This window comes from Nocardia sp. NPDC047648, from assembly GCF_040642815.1.
Lineage (GTDB): Bacteria > Actinomycetota > Actinomycetes > Mycobacteriales > Mycobacteriaceae > Nocardia > Nocardia gamkensis.
The window spans coordinates 211358-230451 of sequence record NZ_JBEYSX010000008.1 but is presented as its reverse complement, the minus strand read 5'-3'; the positions used below and the strand labels follow the sequence as shown (position 1 = coordinate 230451).

Genomic DNA, 19094 nt, shown 5'->3' with positions numbered 1-19094 from the left:
GCCTGAATCCGTGTCCTACTACGACGTTCTGATCGCAGGCAACCATCGACGGCTCGATCCGCGCTGATAGCGGAACTTTTGCCGTGCGGTCCGGTTGCGTGCGCTCGTTTGGTGTGCCCGGAAGGTAGTGATGAGTACGACTGTCGATAATGGCTCCGAGCATGTTCAGGAGCTCGGACAACCACAGCTGAACCCGAATCCCGCCGATGATGTCGGATCGGTTGCCACTCGGATACTTCGCATGGTCTTCGCGCGCCGGCGCAGTGCCGACCCGGAGTCGCTGTGCGACTCGGCCCCGTGCGCGGACTGCTTCGCACCGCACCTGAGCAAGGTGAGCCGGTACATCGAAGCCGGTGTGCCGGTCCATTTCATCATCCCCGCGTTCCCGGCGAAGTCGCGCAACCGCCGCAAGACGCTGGGGCGCCTGCCCGATATGGCGGAGACCCTGGCGATCGAGTCCCTGCAGGGATTCTGCGACCAGATCTCGGCCGTCTACCGGCCGGGCGCCATCGTCACGATCTGTTCGGACGGGCATGTCTTCAGTGACACGCTGGGCATCCCGGACCTGCACGTCGACCATTACGGTGACGAGCTGCGCCGCATCATCCGGTCGACCGGCGGCGGTTCCATCGGGCTGTACGGGCTGCGCGACGCCATGCCCGAAATGACTTGGGACGAACGCAGACTGCGCCTGCTGAAGGAGTACTCCGACGGCATCGACGTGCTGCGCGAGGCGGTCCGGACCGAGGCGGCGGCCCGGCGGATGTTCAACGGAATCCATCGGTTCATGGTCGAGGACAATGCCGTGCTGCTGCCCGGGCTGTCGGCCACACAGCGGCGGAACCGATCGAAGGAGACGGCTTACGAAGTGGTGCAGCGCAGTCAGGCGTGGAGCCGTCTGATGGCGGAGATCTTCCCGGACGCGGTGCGGCTGTCGATCCATCCGCAGACGAATCACTCCGAGAAGATCGGATTCCATCTCTTGCGGACCCAGGACAGCTGGCTGACTCCGTGGCATGGCGTGGTGCTCGACGACGGAACGAATTACACGCTGGTCAAGCGGATGCATGCCGAGGAACTGGGCGCTCGCCTGGTGTGGCGCAACAGTCGCCCCAGTCATTTCGTCCTCGGGCGAACAGCAGAGACCGAATCACGGCAAGACCTAGGAAACTCATGACGAAAAGCTTGAACGAGGTACTGCTCGAAGGCGAGCCGCTGCGGCCGTTCGGCCGGCTGGTGGCCTCCGATGTACCGGGGCGCACACTCGCCGATGTGCCGATCGAGGAACTGCTCGCGCTGACGCTCGGCGCGAAAGTGTCGGTACTGCGCGGATTCGGCCTCCTCGGCAAGGAGGAACTCGAAAACTATTGCCGCGCAGCCGGAGAGATCCTGCAATGGAACTTCGGGTCGATCCTCGATCTGGTGGTTCGCGACACCGCCGAGAACTACCTCTTCGACAAAGGCGATGTCCCGTTCCACTGGGATGGCGCGTTCGCCGAGCACGTACCGCGGTTCTTCCTGTTCCAATGCGTGCAGGGCGAGGGCGCGGGCGGCGAGACCGTGTTCTGTGACAGCGTCCAGGTCTATCGGGACGCGCCGGAAGACCTGAAAGAGCTGTGGGCCCGCACCACGATCACCTACCGGACCGACAAACTCGCGCACTACGGCGGCCTGGCCGAATGGCCACTGCTGGGCACTCATCCCGCCACCGGCGAGACGACGATCAGATATGCCGAACCCTTGGATCCCGCGCGTTACGCCAATCCGCTGTTCTTGACGGTCGACGGCATATCGGCCGAGGACGGCGTCCGAGTGATGGAGGACCTGCGCGAGCGGCTGCACGACCCGCGCTACTGCTACGCCCACGAGTGGCGGACCGGCGACATCGTCGTGGCCGAGAACCACGCTTTGCTGCACGGCCGGAATGCGTTCACCGAATCGGTTTCCCGACACCTCCAGCGCATTCAGATCATCTGAGCAATGGGCCATCAGAGAGGAATATCAATGGCTTCATCCATCTCTCGACCAGCAACCGAGTACGACGTCGTCATCATGGGCGGTGGTCCCGCGGGATCCACGCTCGCCGCGATGCTCTGCCGCGAAACAGATTTGCGCGTGGCGATCTTCGATCGCGAGGTGTTCCCGCGTGAGCACATCGGCGAATCGGGTGCGCATCCCCTCGTCCCCGTGCTGCAAGCGAGCGGGGCGCTGGAGAAGGTGCTCGCGAGCGAGTGCTGGATCCAGAAGTACGGCGGCATCTACCAGTGGGACACCGACCGGCCGTTCGTCGGCTTCTTCGAGCACGCGGACTACCTGGCCGACGGCGTGTACCGCTGGTCCGTCCACGTCAATCGCGCGGAATTCGACACCGTGCTGCTCGAGCACGCCGAGTCCTGCGGCGCCCACGTCTTCCAGGGCGTGCGGGTGACGCGCTTCCTCCTCGACGGGGGTGCGGCCACGGTGGTCCTGGAAGACGGAACCGAGGTCAAGGCAGGATATTTCGTCGATGCGTCCGGGCGGGCGAATCAGGTAGCCGCCCGCGGGTCGCAGCGCGACAAGCAATGGCTCTCGGACTACCGCAACGTGGCCGTCTGGTCGCATTACCGCAACTGCGTGCCCGCACAACGCGCGGCCGGTGACTGGAACGTCTTCCGGGCCGATAACTTGTCGCCGATCTACGCGGTGGCCTTCGAGCACGGCTGGGTGTGGTACATCCCGACGCCCCGGCTGGTCGACGGCACTCGGGAAACCGTGTGGTCGATCGGCATCGTGACCAACCCGGAGTCGATCGCTCGCGTGGATCTGCGAGATCCGGACATCTTCCTGAAGACGATCAAGTCGATCCCGGTGCTGCAGGACCTGGTGGCGAACGCGGAACCGATTCGCCGGGAAATGCTGACCGCCACCAACTATTCCCGGGTCAGCGATTGTTTCGGTTCGTACGCGGATCGCTGGATGGCGGTCGGGGACGCGTCGTACTTCGTCGATCCGCTGTTCTCCTCCGGAATGTCCTTCGCCGTCACGCAGGCGTGGGCGGCCGCGTTGGTGCTGCGCAAGACCTTCGACAAGGACTTGGACGAGCAATCGAAGGAAGACCTCTGGCGTGACTACGACGTCGAGTGGCGCGGGATGGCGGAAACATGGGCGCTGAGCATCGACCAGTGGTACCACGAGATCTCGCGCTCGCATCCGGACAGCCCGTACTGGAGCGCGGAAGGCCGGCGGGTGGAGGTCGACAACGCCACCGAGGGCACCTTCCAGGCGCTGCTGAACACCGCCCTGGTGCCCGACCTGCTGAACATCATGACGAAGGGCACCCGCGACCCGCGTGACCTGGCCACCGAGGGGCCCTACCTGCGGGCCTACACCGCCGCCGACGCGGTCGAGCTGGCACCGGAGGACATCGTGACGCTGTCTCCGGACGCACGCATCCGCACCGGTGTGGCGGCCGACATCCCTGGCTTCAAAGGGATGTCGCCGCCGTTCGAGATTCCGCAGGCAGCTCGTGAAGGACTGGCCGCGTACTGGCGAGACCCCATCGCCAACAGCGAGGCGGCGCCGTCGCCGCTCGCCGATACCGTGGACTGCCACCGGATCTACTCCGCGTCCGATCCGGGCAACGAGGTGCGGTGCCTGGATCGAGACGGGGGCAAGGAGCTGTGGGAGACGCTGAACCGCGGTCCGGCACGGTGGTCGGAGCTGGCGCCACGGTTGACGGTGCTGCAGGGACGCGCCTTGAAGCGCTTGCTCCGCGCCGGGTTGGTGATGGCCGGGCCGGAAGCGTCACAGCAGGCCGACTAGGTCGAAGGCATGAGATCATTGGCTGTTCTGGCGGTGGACGACGTGATTCCGTTCGATCTCGCGGTGCCGCTGGAAATCTTCGGGCGGGCCCAGCAGGAGGACGGAACTCCGGCGTACGAGGTCCATGTCTGCGGGGTGAACTCCGACGTCCCGTCGAAGTTTTTCGAAATCTCGTGTCTCGGTGACATCGAATATCTCGAGGAGGAGGCCGGAACCATCATCGTTCCGGGAGCGATGAGCTACCGGTCTCGGCCATCGGAGCGGTTGCGAAAGGCATTGGTGCGGGCGCACGAGCGGGGGGCGCGGGTGGCATCGATCTGTCTCGGCGCGTTCACCCTCGCCTCGGTCGGGTTGCTCGACGGAAGGCGGGCGACAACGCATTGGATGGCCGCCACCGAATTGTCGAGGAGCTATCCGCGGGTGCGCGTGGATCCCACGGTGCTGTATGTCGACAACGGGAGCATCCTGACTTCGGCGGGGGCCGCGGCGGGGTTGGATCTGTGCCTCCATATGGTCCGGATGGATTACGGGACCGCCGTGGCGGCCGATACCGCCCGGCTCTCGGTGATGCCACTGACCCGCGACGGGGGACAGGCGCAGTTCATCGCGGAACGTCCGCGCTCGGAGGCGGACAGCATGTCGCTCAATCCCACCTTGGAATGGGCGGAAGCGATGCTCGGTGAGAAGATCACCGTGCTGGATCTCGCGGAGCGAGCCGGGGTCAGCAAGCGCACGCTGATCCGGCGCTTCCACGAGCAGGTCCGGATGACGCCGAACGAGTGGCTCCAGACCGTCCGGGTGCGCAAGGCCCAGGTGCTGCTCGAGACGACCATCCTCACGATGGAGTGCATCACCGACCAAACGGGATTCGCCTCGGTGGCCGCGTTCCGGAAGGTCTTCCGCAAGACCGTGGGGATCACGCCGCAGGCGTACCGGCGGGCCTTCCGCTGATCATCCTCGCGGGCCGCTCTCTCGCCGTGGATTCGAATCCGAATCCACGGCGAGACCCCTGGTCTCCGGTCATCCCGTCGAGGTGGCTCGCGACCCCGGTCGCACAGTTGGCGGGTCGGCGGCTCATATTTCGTCGTTCGCCGGAATGTAGTTCATAGTTGGTGCTCGGGTCCCCACGGCTGAGGAGATCATGGTGCCAACCGCCAATTTCGGTACGAAGGACGATCCTGGTTTCGAGCTGGAGCAGAGTCCCGATCTGATCGTGGTGCGCACGCACACCGGTCGTGGGATCCGGCGGCAATCGGGGTCGGTGCGCACACCGCTGAGCGGTGAACTCGACGACGCGACACTGGTGCAGGCCTACCCGGAGGCAGGAGTCGAGGTCTATCGCCTGCCCGCGGGGTCGAGATCGGTGGAGGAACGCACGCCGGCGCTGGAGGCCGCGCCGGAGGTGCGCTTCGCCGGACATGTGCTGGTGGACCCGGTGACCGGGGAGCCGGTGCTCTATACCGAGAACATCTTCGTGAAGTTCGTCGACCACGTCGACCGCGAACATTGCCTCGCCGTCCTGGCCGCGGCGAATCTCACTGTGAAGCAGGTGGTTTCGTACGCCACCAACGCCTACTTCACGGCGGCGCCCGAGGGCACCGGCCAGCGGGTCTTCGACATCGCCACCGCCCTGCTGAATCGCGACGACGTCGAGTACTGCCATCCGGAGCTGATCCGGCACCGGGCCAGGAAGACGATCTTCCCGCAGCAGTGGCATCTGAAGAAGACCACCATCGGCGGTGTCACGATCGACGCGCACGCGGCGGTGGAAGCCGCGCATGCCCTCACCCGCGGGGCGGGGGTGACGATCGCCGTGATCGACGACGGTGTCGACATCGACCATCCCGAGTTCGCGGGTGCCGCGAAGATCGTCGCGCCACGGGATGTCACGGCGAAGACCGATGATCCGCGCCCGAAGGACTCCTTCGGCACCGGTCCCGACAACGGCGACAACCATGGCACCGCGTGTGCGGGCGTGGCGTGCGCCAACGGCACGGCCGGAGCCTCCGGAGTGGCGCCGGAGGCCGCGCTGATGCCGATCCGGCTCGCCTCAGGGCTCGGATCGCAGGCGGAGGCCGACGCGTTCGGCTGGGCCGCCGATCACGGCGCCGACGTCATCTCGTGCAGCTGGGGCCCGGCCGACGGCAGGTGGTTCCAGCCGAGCGATCCGGCGCACAACCGGGTTGTGGCGCTGCCGGCGAGTACCAGGCTGGCGATCGAATACGCCGTCACCAGCGGACGCGGCGGCAAGGGCTGTGTAGTGCTGTTCGCGGCGGGCAACGGCAACGAATCCGTCGACAACGACGGCTACGCCGGTTTCGCGAAGGTGATCGCGGTCGCGGCATGCAACGACACCGGCAAACGCAGTGTCTACAGCGACTTCGGCAAAGCGGTGTGGTGCGCGTTTCCCAGCAGCGACTTCGGGCACCGGCCCTTCGGCCATCCCGACCCCCTCACGCCTGGGATCTGGACGGTGGATCGGCACGGAGCGAACGGCTACAACCCCGGCACGGTGGCGGCCGGCGACGCGGCGGGTGACTACACCAACGACTTCGGCGGAACCTCCAGCGCGTGCCCGGGCGCCGCGGGAACAGTGGCGTTGATGCTGTCGGTGAATCCGGCCCTGACCTCGGAGGAGGTGAAGAACCTGCTGAAAGACGCCTGCGACAAGATCGATCCGCAGGGCGGCGGGTACGGGGCGGACGGGCACAGCGACAAGTACGGATACGGCAGGCTGAACGCGCTCGCCGCCGTGCGGGCGGCTCGGCCCGCCGAGACCGAGTCCGCTGCCGGTGCGGTGGTCACCGTCGCGGGAGACTGAGGCGGTGGCGGCCGACGGTGTTCAGCTGATCGTGGTGGACGCCGCGAACGTCGTCGGTGCACGGCCCGACGGGTGGTGGCGCGATCGGGCCGGCGCGGCCCGGCGATTGCTCGAGCGGATGACCGGAGCGTGGGCGTGGCCGACCGAGCCCGCCGAGGTGATCGTGGTGCTCGAGGGCGCGGCGAAGGCGGCGGTCGACGCGGCGGCGGATCCGGGATTCGGCGGCGTGCGGGTGGTGCGTGCGGAGGGCTCGGGCGACGACGCGATCGTCGGCGTGGTCGCCGCGGCTCGGGCGGAAGATAGCAGCCGTTCGATCACGGTGGTGACGGCCGACCGCGGACTGCGGGCCCGCGTGGCGGCCGCGGGGGCGGCGACGGTGGGGCCGAACTGGCTGCTGGACCGCCTGGGGCCGTGATGCGGTCGGCGCCCGGAAGTCGGTCTCGCATTGATACACCTCCGGCGTTTCACCCATCCGTCCAGTCCGTTTTGCGGCACTCTGAGCGGTATGACCGCCTCCGACGTCGTGGGGATGCCGTTGCTCTACCTGGTCGAGATCTCCGAGCCAGGTTACTTCAATCGGCCGTGGTGGAAGATCGCGAGCACCGGCGCGCCGGGGCAGGTTCGTGCCGCGCTCAGCGAACTGGCCGTCCGGGTCGAGCGCGACATCCAGCGCGCCGGAGGCGGGGGCCGATGCTGGTACCGCTACGACGTGCGGTGGCCCGACGGCGCCGTGCTCGAGTGTTTCCAGGGGGCGATCCGATCGGTGTTGATTCCCGGTGAGTTGCGCTGCCTGGCCGTGGCCCTGACCTCGGCGACGACCGTGGATCTGCGCTCTGCCGAGCGTCCGCCGTACTGATCACGTCACCCGGCAGACGGGCAGAGCCCCGATGGCTTCGGGGCTCTGCGGATGAATCGGTGGCTCAGTCGAGCAGAGCCGGTTGTCTGGCGCCGTCCTGCTTCGCGGCGCCCCCGGACTCGGGCCGGGCCGCCGGGTGTGCGTCGGCCTGCATCGGGTCGAGAGCGGGATCGATGTCGATCGTGCGACGCAGCGGGCGGTTGGGCAGCAGCGCCGCCGCGATGAGCGCGACGACCGTGGCGCCCGCGGCGATGAGGAAGATCCGCCCGGTCGCGTCGCCGTAGGCGGCGCGCACGATGGTCGCGATGGGCGCGGGCAGGGCGCCGAGATCCAGATTGCTGCCGCCGGAGGACTTGGTCTGGATGCCGAGCCGGGCGAAGCCCTCCGCGGACAGCTCGCCGACCCGGGTGGCCAGGACCGAACCGAGCACCGAGACCCCGATGGCGCCACCGAAGGTGCGGAAGAAGGCGACACTGCTCGACGCCGCGCCGATGTTGTGCACGCTCACCGTGTTCTGCACGGCCAGGACCAGGTTCTGCATCATCATGCCGACGCCGAACCCCACGACGGTGATGTACCCGCCGACCAGCCACAGGCTCGTCGCGTGGTCGATCGTCGACAGCAGCGCGAATCCGAAAACCAGCAGGGCGGCGCCCGCGACCACGAAACCCTTCCACTTGCCGCGCCGGGTGATCAACTGGCCGGAGCCGACGGAGGCGATCAGCATGCCCGCGACGAGCGGGATGGTCAGCACGCCCGCCGCGGTGGGGGAGTAGCCGCGCGCGGTCTGGAAGTACTGGCCCAGGAAGGTGGTCGCGCCGAACATGCCGACGCCGACGGCGATGGAGGCGATGATCGCCAGGCCCGTGGTGCGTTCGGTGACGATCGGCAGCGGGATGATCGGCGACTCGGCGCGGGACTCGACCCACACGGTCGCGAGCAGCAGCAACACGCCGGAAGCGACATAGATCGCCGATTCCCGCGAGATCCAGTCGTAGTACCCGGCCTTTCCGGCGAACGACACCCAGATGAGCAGCACCGAGACACCGCCGGTCAGCAATGCGGCGCCGAGCCAGTCGATCGACACCCCCTCTTTGCGCTCGGTGGGCAGTCGCAGGGTCCGCTGCAAGAGCGCCAGCGCGATCACGGCCAACGGCACGCACACGAAGAAGCACCAGCGCCAGCCCAGCGGGCTGTCGACGATGACACCGCCGAGGACGGGGCCGCCGGACATCGAGACCGCCATCACGGCGCCCATGTACCCGGAGTAGCGCCCGCGTTCGCGCGGCGCGACGATGGAGCCGATGATCGCGACGACGAGCGCGGTCAGCCCGCCCATGCCGATGCCCTGGACGACGCGCGCGACCAGCAGTACGGGGACGTTGCCCGCGAATCCGGCGATCACGGAGCCGACGACGAAGATGACGATGGCCGATTGGACCAGCGCCTTCTTGTTGAACAGGTCGGCGAACTTACCCCAGATCGGCGTGGAGGCCGCGTTCGCCAGCAGCGCCGAGGTGATGACCCAGGCGTAGGCGGTCTGCGATCCCTGTAGGTCGCCGATGATGGTGGGCAGCGCGGTGGCGACGATCGTCGTGCTGAGCAGGGCGGTGAACAGCGCCGCGAGCAGCCCGGTCATCGCTTCCAGCACCTCGCGGTGGGTCATCGCGTACGGGTCGCGTCGCGTCACCGACTCGACTGAACTAGACATCTACTTCCTGACTCTCTTTCGAAACCGGCTGATGCGCGTGCACCGCACTGCTCTGTGCGTGCGCGGTCAGTGCGTTGCGGAGCTTTTGCACGGCGACGCACGCGCCCTCGGCGTCGTCTTCGCTCCAGTCCGCGAGGACGTTCTGCAAACCCCGCGCCCGCGAAGCGCGGACGCGGTACAACAGATCCCGGCCCTCGTCCGTCACCCGGATGAGGGTGGCCCGCCCATCGGTGGGATCGGCGTGCCTGCTGATGTAGCCCGTGCCGACGAGTTCGGTGACGTGCCTGCTCAGTGCGCTCGGACTGATGCACAAGTCCACGGCGAGGTCCACCTGTCTGCACGGGCCCTTGGACGCGAGGGTGCCGAGCACCCCGATGCCGCCCGGAAGCAAGTGGCCCTCCTCCGGATGCGCGAGCACGGTACGGATGGCCCGGCCCATCAGATAGAGCTCTTTGATCAGGCTCTGAGCCGTATCGGGTGAGACTGCCATGTCCGCTCCAGACGAGATAAGTTGCTTGCGCTATGCAACTATATAGTAGTTGCTTGCGCTAAGCAAATAGTGTCCACGGACTCCTCCTCCGTGCCGGGCGGGTGACCCGCGGAGGGTGTAGCAGCTTCGCAGCTATCGGATTGCGGAACGGCGGGCGACCACCGACCCCAGGGTGGGTACGGGCCACCCCCGGGGTTTGCTGGACGGTCCCTAAGGTCTCTGTTCCTGCGGTTACCGACGTCGGAGAGTAGTAGCCGACGCCGAAACCGATCCCTATCGAGGAACTACGAGATGCAGCCGACTTTCGTTCACCACGTAAGGCAGCAAATTTTCGAATACGGGGAGACCCGGTCCTATACCTACCTGCGTGAGGCCGGACGAGGGCTCAGCGAGGAAGTCGTCACCTACCGCGAACTCGACCGTGACGCCCGGGCGGTCGCGACCTGGCTGGCAGCGCGTCCGGAATCGACGGAGCCGGTCGTGCTGCTCTATCAGGACGGGCTGGCGTTCCTGCGGGTGTTCCTCGGTTGCCTGTACGCCGGGGTCGTGGCCGTTCCGGCGCCGGTCCCGCACGATGCGGGCAGCGCCCGGCGTGTGGCGAATGTGATCGCGGATTCCGGCGCCCGATTGGTGCTCACCACAGCGCATTTCCAGCCGCTGGTCGCGGCGGCCACGCGCGCGGCCGTAGTTGCCACCGACGGTCACCTCGGTGACCCCGACGCGTGGCAGATGCCCGACATCGACTCGGGGACGATCGCGTTCCTGCAGTACACGTCGGGATCGACCGGCACCCCCAAAGGGGTCGTCGTGACGCACGGCAATCTCCTGCACAACGAGGCCGCCATCGCCGAGGGCGGGATGAATGATGCCGGTACCGGCGTCAGTTGGATTCCGCACTTCCACGACATGGGACTGATCGGAATGCTGCTCGGGGCGGTATATGCCGGTGCGAACCTGGTGCTCATGGCACCGACGACGTTTCTCAAGCGTCCGGTGCGCTGGCTGCAGGCCATCGACAAATACCGCGCGACATTCACCGGAGCGCCGAATTTCGCCTATGACCTCATCGCGCGCCGGGTGACCGACGAGCAGTTGGCCGACCTCGATCTCAGCACCCTCGAGATCGCGCTGAGCGGCGCGGAGCCGGTCCGCGAGCAGACCATGACGGCGGTGCTGGAACGTTTCGCACTCGCGGGTTGGCGGCCGACGACGTTTCGGCCCGCCTACGGCCTGGCCGAGGTGACACTGCTCGCCAGTGCGGCATCGACGCCCTCGGTACCCGTCTATCTCGATGTGGGTCGCGACGCTCGGCTCGTCGGCTGCGGACCCGCGGCCCCTGGTCTCGACATTCGCATCGTCTGCCCGCACACGCTGCAACAACTGGCGGACAACACCGTCGGGGAGATCTGGATTCGCGGCGAAAGCGTCGCCGCCGGTTATTGGAATCGTCCCGACGAGACCCGCGAAACCTTCGGTGCGCGCCTCGGCACCGTGGGGCCGTTCCTGCGTACCGGTGATCTCGGCCTGCTTCGTGACAACGAGCTGTTCGTCGCGGGTCGCCTCAAGGATCTGTTGATCATCAACGGCCGCAACGTCTATCCCCAGGACGTCGAGGAGCTGGTGCGCCGGCTGCATCCGGCGTTCGCCGACAGTGCAGGCGTAGCCGTGTCCGTCGACGCGGGCGGCCGGGAACGACTCGTGGTGCTGCAAGGCGTCAAGACGGCGCTGCAAGGCGACACCACGCTCGCCGAACTCACCTCGGTGATCAAGGTCGCGGTGTCCCGCGGGTTCGACGTACCCGCGCCGAACGTCGTTCTCATTCCACCCAGGTCGGTGCACCGCACCACCAGCGGCAAGGTCCAACGCAGCTCGATGCGGGAGGCGTTTGTCCAGGATCGCGTCGTGGGTGTCCTGCACGAGAATCTCGAACCGGCGCTGCGCCGGTCCGTGACCGCCTGATCGATCGAAAACCCGCCGAGGAGCCGAAACATGTTCACCAGCACGATCACTCGTCCGACCACCATCCAGGATTGGCTCGTGGAGCGCGTGGCGGACTACACCGAACGCGCGCCCCACGAGGTGGATCCCGTCGTCCCGCTCGCCGAGCTGGGCATGGACTCCGTCTCGGCGGTGAGCCTGTGCGGTGAGATCGAGGACCGCTGGTCGCTCGAGGTGGATCCGGTGCTGGTCTTCGAGTACCCCACCATCGCCGACATCGCCGCCTACCTGGCCGCCGAATTCACCCTCGCCGCATGACCGATATCGCGATCGTCGGTCTCGACTGCCGATTTCCCCAAGCACCCGATCCGGCCGCGCTGTGGCGGCTGCTGATCGAGGGACGCGACGCGATCTCCGAGGTGCCGTCGAGCCGCTGGAACGCCGCCGACTTCCACGACCCGGCCGGTGCGCCCGGCACGATCAACACCCGCAGCGGCGGCTTCCTGGACGACGCGGATGCGTTCGACGCCGACTTCTTCGGCATCGCCCCGCGCGAAGCCGAGGCGATGGATCCGCAACAGCGGTTGCTGCTGCAAGCCACCTGGCGGGCCTTCGAAGACGCCACGCTCGACCCGCGCGGCGAGGCCGGTTCGCGGACCGGCGTCTTCGTCGGGGTGATGGCCAACGAATGGGCCAACTTGCAGATGAGCGACTACGCCGCGATCACGCCGCAGCACGGCTCCGGCAACGGGTACTTCATGACCGCGAACCGGCTGTCCTACCAGTTCGACCTGAAAGGACCGAGTGTCGCGGTCGACACGGCCTGCTCGTCGTCGCTGGTCGCGGTGCACCTCGCCTGCGGCGCACTGGCTTCCGGCGAATGCGATCAGGCGCTCGCCGGTGGCGTCAATCTGGTGCTCACGCCCGCCGTCGGGGTGTTCTACACCCAGGCCGGTCTCTCCGCGCCGGACGCTCGATGCAAGCCGTTCAGCGCCGACGCCGACGGCATCGTGCGCGGCGAGGGCGTCGCGGTACTGGTGCTGCGCCGCCTCGCCGACGCCCAGGCGGCGGGTCTGCCGATCTACGCGGTGATCAAGGGCAGCGCCGTCAATTCCGACGGGCGCAGCAACGGCATCACGGCACCGAACCGGTGGGCGCAGCAGCAGGTGATCGGCGCGGCGTGTGAGCGCGCGGGCGTGCGGCCCGAGCAGGTGGATTTTCTCGAGGCACACGGCACCGGAACCGTGCTCGGCGACATGATCGAGGTCAAAGCGCTGGGCCAACTGCACGGACGAAACAGGCTTCGCCCCTGCGGGATCGGGTCGATCAAGGGCAATCTCGGCCACACCGAGGGCGCCGCGGGCGTCGCGGGCTTGATCAAGGCCGCCCTCAGCTTGCACCACGGCGTGGTTCCGCCGTCGCGGTTCGCCGACCAGGAGAATCCGCGGTTGCGGATGACACAGCAGGGTCTGCGTCTGCTCACCGATCCGATGCCGCTGGAAGGCCCCGGCTACGGCGGAGTCAGCAGTTTCGGCATCGGCGGCACGAACGCCCATGTCGTGCTGGGCAGCGCACCTGCGGCCGAAACGGCACCGGCGTCCGGCGGGGGAGTGCTCACCGTGTCGGCGAACGACGCGGAAGGGTTGCGGCGCAACGCTCGTCGGCTCGCCGATGCCCTGGCTTCCAGCCCGCCGGATCAATTCGCGCAATTGTGCTGGACGAGCAACCAGGTCAAATCGTCCGGTCGTGCCCGGCTCGCGATCGTCGCGGCGGATCGCGACACCGCGATCGCGCGGCTGCGCGAGGGTGCGGATACCGGAGTGGTGCGACCGCTGAGCGTCGGCTGGATGTTCACCGGGCAGGGTTCGCAATTCCCGGGAATGGCTCGCATGCTGGACGCGGCCGCTCCGCTGTTCCGGCGCGCCTTGGCGGCGGTCGACCAGGTCATGGCCGCCCACCTCGGTCGCTCGGTGCGCGAGCTGGTGCTCGACGAGCACACCGGGATCGACCGCACCGATCTGGCGCAACCGGCGATCTTCGCGCTGGAGTACGCCTTGGCGAAGTCGCTCGCCGACCTCGGCGTCCGTCCGGCCTGGGTGATCGGGCACAGCATCGGCGAGTTCGCGGCCGCTGCGGTGGCCGGAGTGTTCGATCTGGACGACGCCTGCCGTCTCGTCGTCGCACGAGGCGAGCTGATGCAGCGGTTGCCCGCGGGCGGAGCCATGCTCGCCGTGCGGGCGGACGTGAGCGAGGTCGCGGACCTGCTCGCCGACCGGACGGAGATCGCGATCGCCGCCGTCAACGGACCGAAGGAGATCGTGCTGTCCGGCGCCGCCGCGGCGATCACCCGGATACACGAGGCGCTCGCGGCGCGCGGGGTGGGCGCGAAGGCGCTCACCGTGTCCCACGCCTTTCACAGTCCGCTGATGGAACCCATGCTGGAGGCGTTCGCATCCGTCGCCCGCGAATGCACCTACCGGACACCGGCTCTGCCGCTGTACTCGACGGTGCGCGGTCGCCTGCTCGACGCGACCGAGACGATGGACGCCGCGTACTGGACCGAGCACGTCCGCGCCACCGTCCGTTTCGGCGAGGCCATCGAGGCCGCCCTCGGCACCGAGCCGAGTCATATCGTCGAGCTCGGGCCGCGCCGAGTCCTCGCCGCGCAGGCCGGCAGGATCCGCCCGGACCTGGCGGCGCGCTGCCTGACGCCCAGCCCGGGGCCCGGCGCGACCGGGGGCGAACTGGCCGGCACCGTCGCCGCGCTGTATCGCGACGGATTCGATCCCGACTGGGACCGGCTCTACGAACCCGCGCAGCGCGTCCGCCGTCGGCTGCCCGGTTACGAATTCTGCACCGACCAGCGGTTCTGGCTCGAACCCAGCGCCACCCCCGCGCCTTCCGCACCAGCCGAGGAAACCTCCATGGACCAGTTGATCGCCCTCTTCCGTGAACAGAACGCCGTGCTGGCGAGTCTCGCGGGCGTTCCGTCCGCCGGGCGCGCTCCGCAACAGGCGGCCGCCGCGGCGGCGGTCACGCAGACGGTCACGCCGCAACCGATCGCGACGCAGACGACCACGGACCTGTCGATCGCTCCGGAAGCCGTCGCCGGTGTCGTACGCGCGGAGTTCGCCAGGGTGAGCGGTTTCCCGGTCGATCGGCTCCGCGATACCCAAACTATCGGCGACGACTTGGGATTCGACTCGCTCATGCTCACCGACCTGATCGCCGCGCTCGTGCGCAAGCTGCCCGGCGCGGCCATCGACCCGAGCCGGTTCACCACCGCAACGACGATCGGTGATGTGATCGCTCAGGTCTCGAATCAGGGGGGCGCGCCCGTCTCGCGGCAAGCCGCCGCGCCCATGAAGGCCGAGGCGCCCGAACCACGGCACGCGGGGGTCGAGCCGGAGTACCGGATCTCGGATTTCGCTGAGGTCAAGGCGATTTCCGACCGGGTCTCCGCTCTCGAAGCGCTCGGGTTGTCCAATCCCTATTTCTTGATCAACGACGGTGTCACGCGGGATACCTCCGTCATCGACGGTGCGCCGGTGATCAACTTCTCCAGCTACAACTACCTGGGGCTGTCCGGTCATCCGGCGGTCGCCGCCGCCGTGCGGGACGCGGTGACCCGCTACGGCAGCTCCTGCTCGGCCAGCCGGATCCTGTCCGGTGAGAAGCCGGTGCACCGCGAACTCGAGGCCGAACTCGCGGCCCTGCTCGGCACCGAGGACGCCATCGCGCTGGTCGGCGGCCACTCCACGAACGTCACGATCATCGGACACCTGGTCGGACCGGAGGACCTGGTGATCCACGACAGTCTCGCCCACGACAGCATCATGCAGGGCTGCAAGCTGTCGGGCGCGACCCGCCGTCCGTTCCCGCACAACGACCACGCCGCACTCGACGCGCTGCTCACCGAGATCCGCCACCGGTACCGGCGGGTGCTGATCCTGATCGAGGGCGTCTACAGCCAGGACGGCGACATCCCGGACCTGCCCGCGATCATCGCGGTGAAGAAGAAGCACAAGGCGCTGTTGATGATCGACGAGGCGCACAGCGTCGGGGTGCTCGGCGCGGGCGGCGGTGGGATCGGCGAATACTTCGGCGTGGATCGCGCCGATGTCGAGCTGTGGTCCGGGACGACATCGAAGGCGCTCGCCGGGTGCGGCGGGTATGTGGCGGGCAGCGCGGAGCTGATCCGCTTCCTGAAGTACACGACGCCCGGATTCGTCTACAGCGTCGGCATGACGCCGATGAACGCGGCCGCCTCCGCCGCGGCGATCCGGCAGTTGCGGTCCGAGACCGAACCACTGGAACGGCTACGCCGCAACTCCCGGCTGTTCCTGCGACTGGCCCGGGAAGCGGGGATCGACACCGGCGACAGCCACGACACTCCGATCGTCCCGTGCATCGTCGGCGACTCACCGAAGACGCTGCGACTGTCGAACGCACTGCTGCGCCGGGGCATCAATGTCAACCCGATCCTGTACCCGGCGGTGCCGGAGAATCTGGCGCGCCTGCGGTTCTTCGTCACCGCCTGCCATACCGAGGATCAGATCCGCGAGACGATCAAGATCCTCGCCGAGGAAATGGCCTTGCTCGCCGAGAGCTGACGCGCGGTGACCAGCGCGTGGCCTTCGCGGCAGCTGCGTCGTGTACCGCCACGCGCACCGGACCGCTGTAGCATCAGCCCGAGGTGCCATCGCCGCTGGTCGCAGCGGCGACTCGGCGGGGTGGGGCGGACGATGAGGGCCGAGCAGGGTGTCCGCCGCCGCGGGTGGGGGTTCGAACGTCATCGACGGGTGCCGCGGGCGTGTGATCTGCCGGATGAAGGTTCCAGCGGCGTTTCGGCTCCAGTCGCGTGCGGGCGGTCGGCTCCCGATCCGATAGTGCACCGTGCCGCCGAGCCGATCGATGCCGGCTACCGCGGTGGACGAGGCCGCCTGCCTCGCCGCCGACCGTAGCGACGCATCGGAGGTAGTGGACACCATGATTCGCTCGATCGTGCGAACCGCGCTCGCTCTGACGGTCGCCGCCGGTGTGTGCTTCGCGGGTACTCCGCCGCCCTTGGCGGCCTCCGCGCCGCTCGGCGTCCTCGTGACCGGTGGTGAGGTCTCCGGCCACGCCGCCGACGGAGTCGTCGAATACCTGGGCATCCCGTTCGCCGCGTCCACCGCGGGCGCAGCGCGGTTCGGGCCGCCGCGGCCCGTTCCGCCGTGGACGGGTGTGCGCCCAGCGCGCGAGCACGGGCCGCAGTGCGCGCAGAACGGCTACTTGCCCGGCGTGCCGCCGATCGGACAGATCAGCGAAGATTGCCTGACCATCGACGTATACGCGCCGGACCGCGCCCCCGATCGCCCGCTGCCCGTCATGGTGTTCTTCTACGGTGGCGGCTATATCAACGGCTCCAACAGCGAATACGAGGGACCCACCCGGATGGTCGCCGACGGCGACGTCATCGTGGCCGTTCCCAATTACCGCCTCGGTCCGTTCGGCTTCATGTCGCTGCCCGAACTGACCGCCGAATCCGGTGGCGCCACCGGAACGGTCGGCATCCAGGACCAGCAGGCCGCTCTGCGGTGGGTGCGCGACAACGCGCCCGCTTTCGGTGGCGATCCGGGCAATGTCACGATCTTCGGTGAGTCGGCAGGCGGCGTGAGTGTCTGCACCCACTTCGCCGCACCCGGCTCCGAGGCCCTGTTCGCCAAAGCGATCATCCAGAGCGGCGCCTGCGCACAAGCGCCCGTGGCCCCCGTCGATCCCGGGGACGCCTTCGCGCGCTCGCGGCGCTACGCCGAACGCGTCGGATGCGGGGATCCCGCGACCCGGCTGGCCTGCCTGCGCGCCCTGCCCGTAGCGGCACTTCTGAACGCGCCGAACGTCGAAGCCGACGGACAGACTCCCGTCTGGGTGCCCAGCATCGACGGCGTCGTCATCACGCGGACACTCCACGCGGCCTTGGTGGGGGACGCGAGGAAGACGCCGCTCATCGTCGGGTCCACCAGCGCGGAAGGCGCGCTGAGCGTCGCCGAAACCGACTACGCCCGCGGGCACGTCCCGGACGCGGCGAGCTATGAACGGTACGTGCGCGAATCCTTCGGCGCCGACGCCGAGCGAGTCCTGGCCCGCTATCCGCTCGACCGATATCCGTCACCGGCGGCCGCGCAGATCGCGGTGATCACCGACAGCCGGTTCGCCTGTCCCGCGCTGTTCACCAGCCGGACGGCGCGCGAGGCCGGACATCCGCTGTGGCAGTACGAAGTCGATCAGGCGCCGCTCGGTGCTGCCAATCCTGTTCTGCCCGGGGCCTTTCACTCCTCCGAGCTGTTCTATCTTTTCACCAGATTCATGGGCGTCCCGATTCCCTGGACGGGTGCGTCCGCCGCTTTCGCCGCGCGAATGCAACGCTGGTGGACCACCTTCGCCCACACCGGTGACCCCAACGATCCGGGTCCACCCGAATGGCCCGCCTGGCCGGAGTCGGCCGGGCACAGCTCCGATGGACCTGCTCTGATCATGCGGGCGACCGGCAGCGTCGTGACGGAGGATTTCGCCGCCACGCACGACTGTGCGTTCTGGGCGGAACGCGACCGCTGAACCTGTCGTACGCGTGTCGCCGCCGCTGCTGAGCAGGCCCGGGACTCGACGGAGTGCGAGCGCGGCCGTCGCTCGATTCGCCGAGTCGACCGGCCCGGTATGCGCGGGGCGCCGCCGACCGTCCGTTGCGAGACTCGAAGGCGCGAAAGTCTCAGCCGGTTGACACGCTGTCGGCGGAATTCCGCGCTAGGCATCCTGCTCTCGGATGACGGCCCGGGCGACCGTATCGGCTATCTGCTCGTCGGTGAGATTGCTGCGCTGGATCAGTGCGTGCGAGAGAACGGCGCGTACGACGACTTCGGCCGCCTGAACCGGCGACAGCGCGAGTGCCGAATCGTCGCGCGCCGCGATCAAAGGCGCCGCGATGGCGGCGACGGTTTCGACCAGGTTCAGCTCCGGCCCGCCGTGCGTGATCGCGACATCGAGCAGACGCGCGGGCTCGTGGCGGCGAATGTAGCTGAAAGCGGCGTGCTTCCGCAGGTAACGCAGGGCGAAGAGGGTGCTGGAGCGGGCTACCTCGGCAGCCGGTGCGAAAAGGTCGATCTCGCGGTAGGCGGCGGCGACCATCCGGCCGATCTCGTTGCGCCCGACGGCGGAAACCAAGCCGTCTTTGTCGCCGAACTCCCGGTACGCCGTAGCCCGGGAGACGCCTGCGCGCTCGGCGACCGCGCTGAGCGTCAGGTTGTCCAAGCCGCTGTCCGCGATCAGCGCGACCGCAGCGTCGAGCAGCGTTTCCGACGACCGGGTGGAGGAATTCATGGCTCTTTCTACCTCGATGCGGCAGCGGTCCGGCTTGCCGACTGGGGACAGCTGAGACTAATCTAGCGAAAAATCTCAGTCCTCGACGTGATTCGACCACGATGGCGGCTGCGGAAGACCT

Annotated in this window: 14 protein-coding genes; 11 read left to right on the top strand and 3 right to left on the bottom strand. The window is 68.0% G+C overall.

The window, feature by feature from the left end:
* The first annotated feature begins 241 nt into the window (after nt 1-241).
* The 7 genes from ABZ803_RS19135 (at nt 242) to ABZ803_RS19105 (ending at nt 7478) form a co-directional block, all read left to right on the top strand.
* Nucleotides 242-1177, top strand: coding sequence for an isocyanide synthase family protein (locus tag ABZ803_RS19135; protein WP_357039571.1), 936 nt, complete (start codon nt 242-244; stop codon nt 1175-1177).
* The gene (locus ABZ803_RS19130; RefSeq protein ID WP_357039568.1) at nt 1174-1977 is read left to right on the top strand and encodes a TauD/TfdA family dioxygenase; all 804 of its coding nucleotides are present in this window, start codon (nt 1174-1176) and stop codon (nt 1975-1977) included. Before ABZ803_RS19135 ends, ABZ803_RS19130 begins: the two co-directional genes overlap by 4 nt.
* 27 nt (nt 1978-2004) lie before the next feature.
* The gene (locus ABZ803_RS19125) at nt 2005-3801 is read left to right on the top strand and encodes an NAD(P)/FAD-dependent oxidoreductase (RefSeq protein ID WP_357039565.1); all 1797 of its coding nucleotides are present in this window, start codon (nt 2005-2007) and stop codon (nt 3799-3801) included.
* A 9-nt stretch (nt 3802-3810) separates the two neighbouring features.
* Entirely contained in the window at nt 3811-4752 is a 942-nt protein-coding gene (locus ABZ803_RS19120; protein WP_357039562.1) for a helix-turn-helix domain-containing protein, read from the top strand.
* Between the two features lie 193 nt (nt 4753-4945).
* The gene (locus ABZ803_RS19115) at nt 4946-6622 is read left to right on the top strand and encodes a S8 family serine peptidase (protein ID WP_357039559.1); all 1677 of its coding nucleotides are present in this window, start codon (nt 4946-4948) and stop codon (nt 6620-6622) included.
* A gap of 4 nt (nt 6623-6626) precedes the next feature.
* Nucleotides 6627-7037, top strand: coding sequence for a hypothetical protein (locus ABZ803_RS19110; protein ID WP_357039556.1), 411 nt, complete (start codon nt 6627-6629; stop codon nt 7035-7037).
* A 90-nt stretch (nt 7038-7127) separates the two neighbouring features.
* Nucleotides 7128-7478, top strand: a complete 351-nt coding sequence (locus ABZ803_RS19105) for a hypothetical protein (protein WP_040866199.1) — start codon at nt 7128-7130, stop codon at nt 7476-7478.
* Between the two features lie 64 nt (nt 7479-7542).
* Here ABZ803_RS19105 and ABZ803_RS19100 read toward each other — a convergent pair whose 3' ends face one another.
* The gene (locus ABZ803_RS19100; RefSeq protein ID WP_357039552.1) at nt 7543-9189 is read right to left on the bottom strand and encodes an MDR family MFS transporter; all 1647 of its coding nucleotides are present in this window, start codon (nt 9187-9189) and stop codon (nt 7543-7545) included.
* A complete protein-coding gene (locus ABZ803_RS19095) occupies nt 9182-9679 on the bottom strand; it encodes a MarR family transcriptional regulator (RefSeq protein ID WP_357039549.1) in 498 nt (165 codons plus the stop codon). Before ABZ803_RS19095 ends, ABZ803_RS19100 begins: the two co-directional genes overlap by 8 nt.
* A 291-nt stretch (nt 9680-9970) precedes the next feature.
* On the opposite strand from ABZ803_RS19095, the gene ABZ803_RS19090 reads away from it, so the two are divergent.
* From ABZ803_RS19090 to ABZ803_RS19075, 4 genes are all read left to right on the top strand, one after another.
* Nucleotides 9971-11638 (top strand): fatty acyl-AMP ligase, encoded by a 1668-nt coding sequence (locus ABZ803_RS19090; RefSeq protein WP_357039546.1) that lies wholly within the window; start codon nt 9971-9973, stop codon nt 11636-11638.
* Between the two features lie 30 nt (nt 11639-11668).
* Nucleotides 11669-11935 carry an acyl carrier protein gene (locus ABZ803_RS19085; RefSeq protein WP_062973413.1) on the top strand — a complete coding sequence of 89 codons (267 nt, stop codon included), beginning with the start codon at nt 11669-11671 and terminating at the stop codon, nt 11933-11935.
* Nucleotides 11932-16230, top strand: a complete 4299-nt coding sequence (locus ABZ803_RS19080; protein WP_357039543.1) for an aminotransferase class I/II-fold pyridoxal phosphate-dependent enzyme — start codon at nt 11932-11934, stop codon at nt 16228-16230. The genes ABZ803_RS19085 and ABZ803_RS19080 overlap by 4 nt, the downstream gene beginning before the upstream one ends.
* Nucleotides 16231-16531: 301 nt before the next feature.
* Entirely contained in the window at nt 16532-18214 is a 1683-nt protein-coding gene (locus tag ABZ803_RS19075; protein ID WP_357039541.1) for a carboxylesterase family protein, read from the top strand.
* A 186-nt stretch (nt 18215-18400) separates the two neighbouring features.
* On the opposite strand, the gene ABZ803_RS19070 is transcribed toward ABZ803_RS19075, so the two are convergent.
* A complete protein-coding gene (locus ABZ803_RS19070) occupies nt 18401-18973 on the bottom strand; it encodes a helix-turn-helix domain-containing protein (RefSeq protein WP_357039538.1) in 573 nt (190 codons plus the stop codon).
* Nucleotides 18974-19094 lie beyond the last annotated feature (121 nt).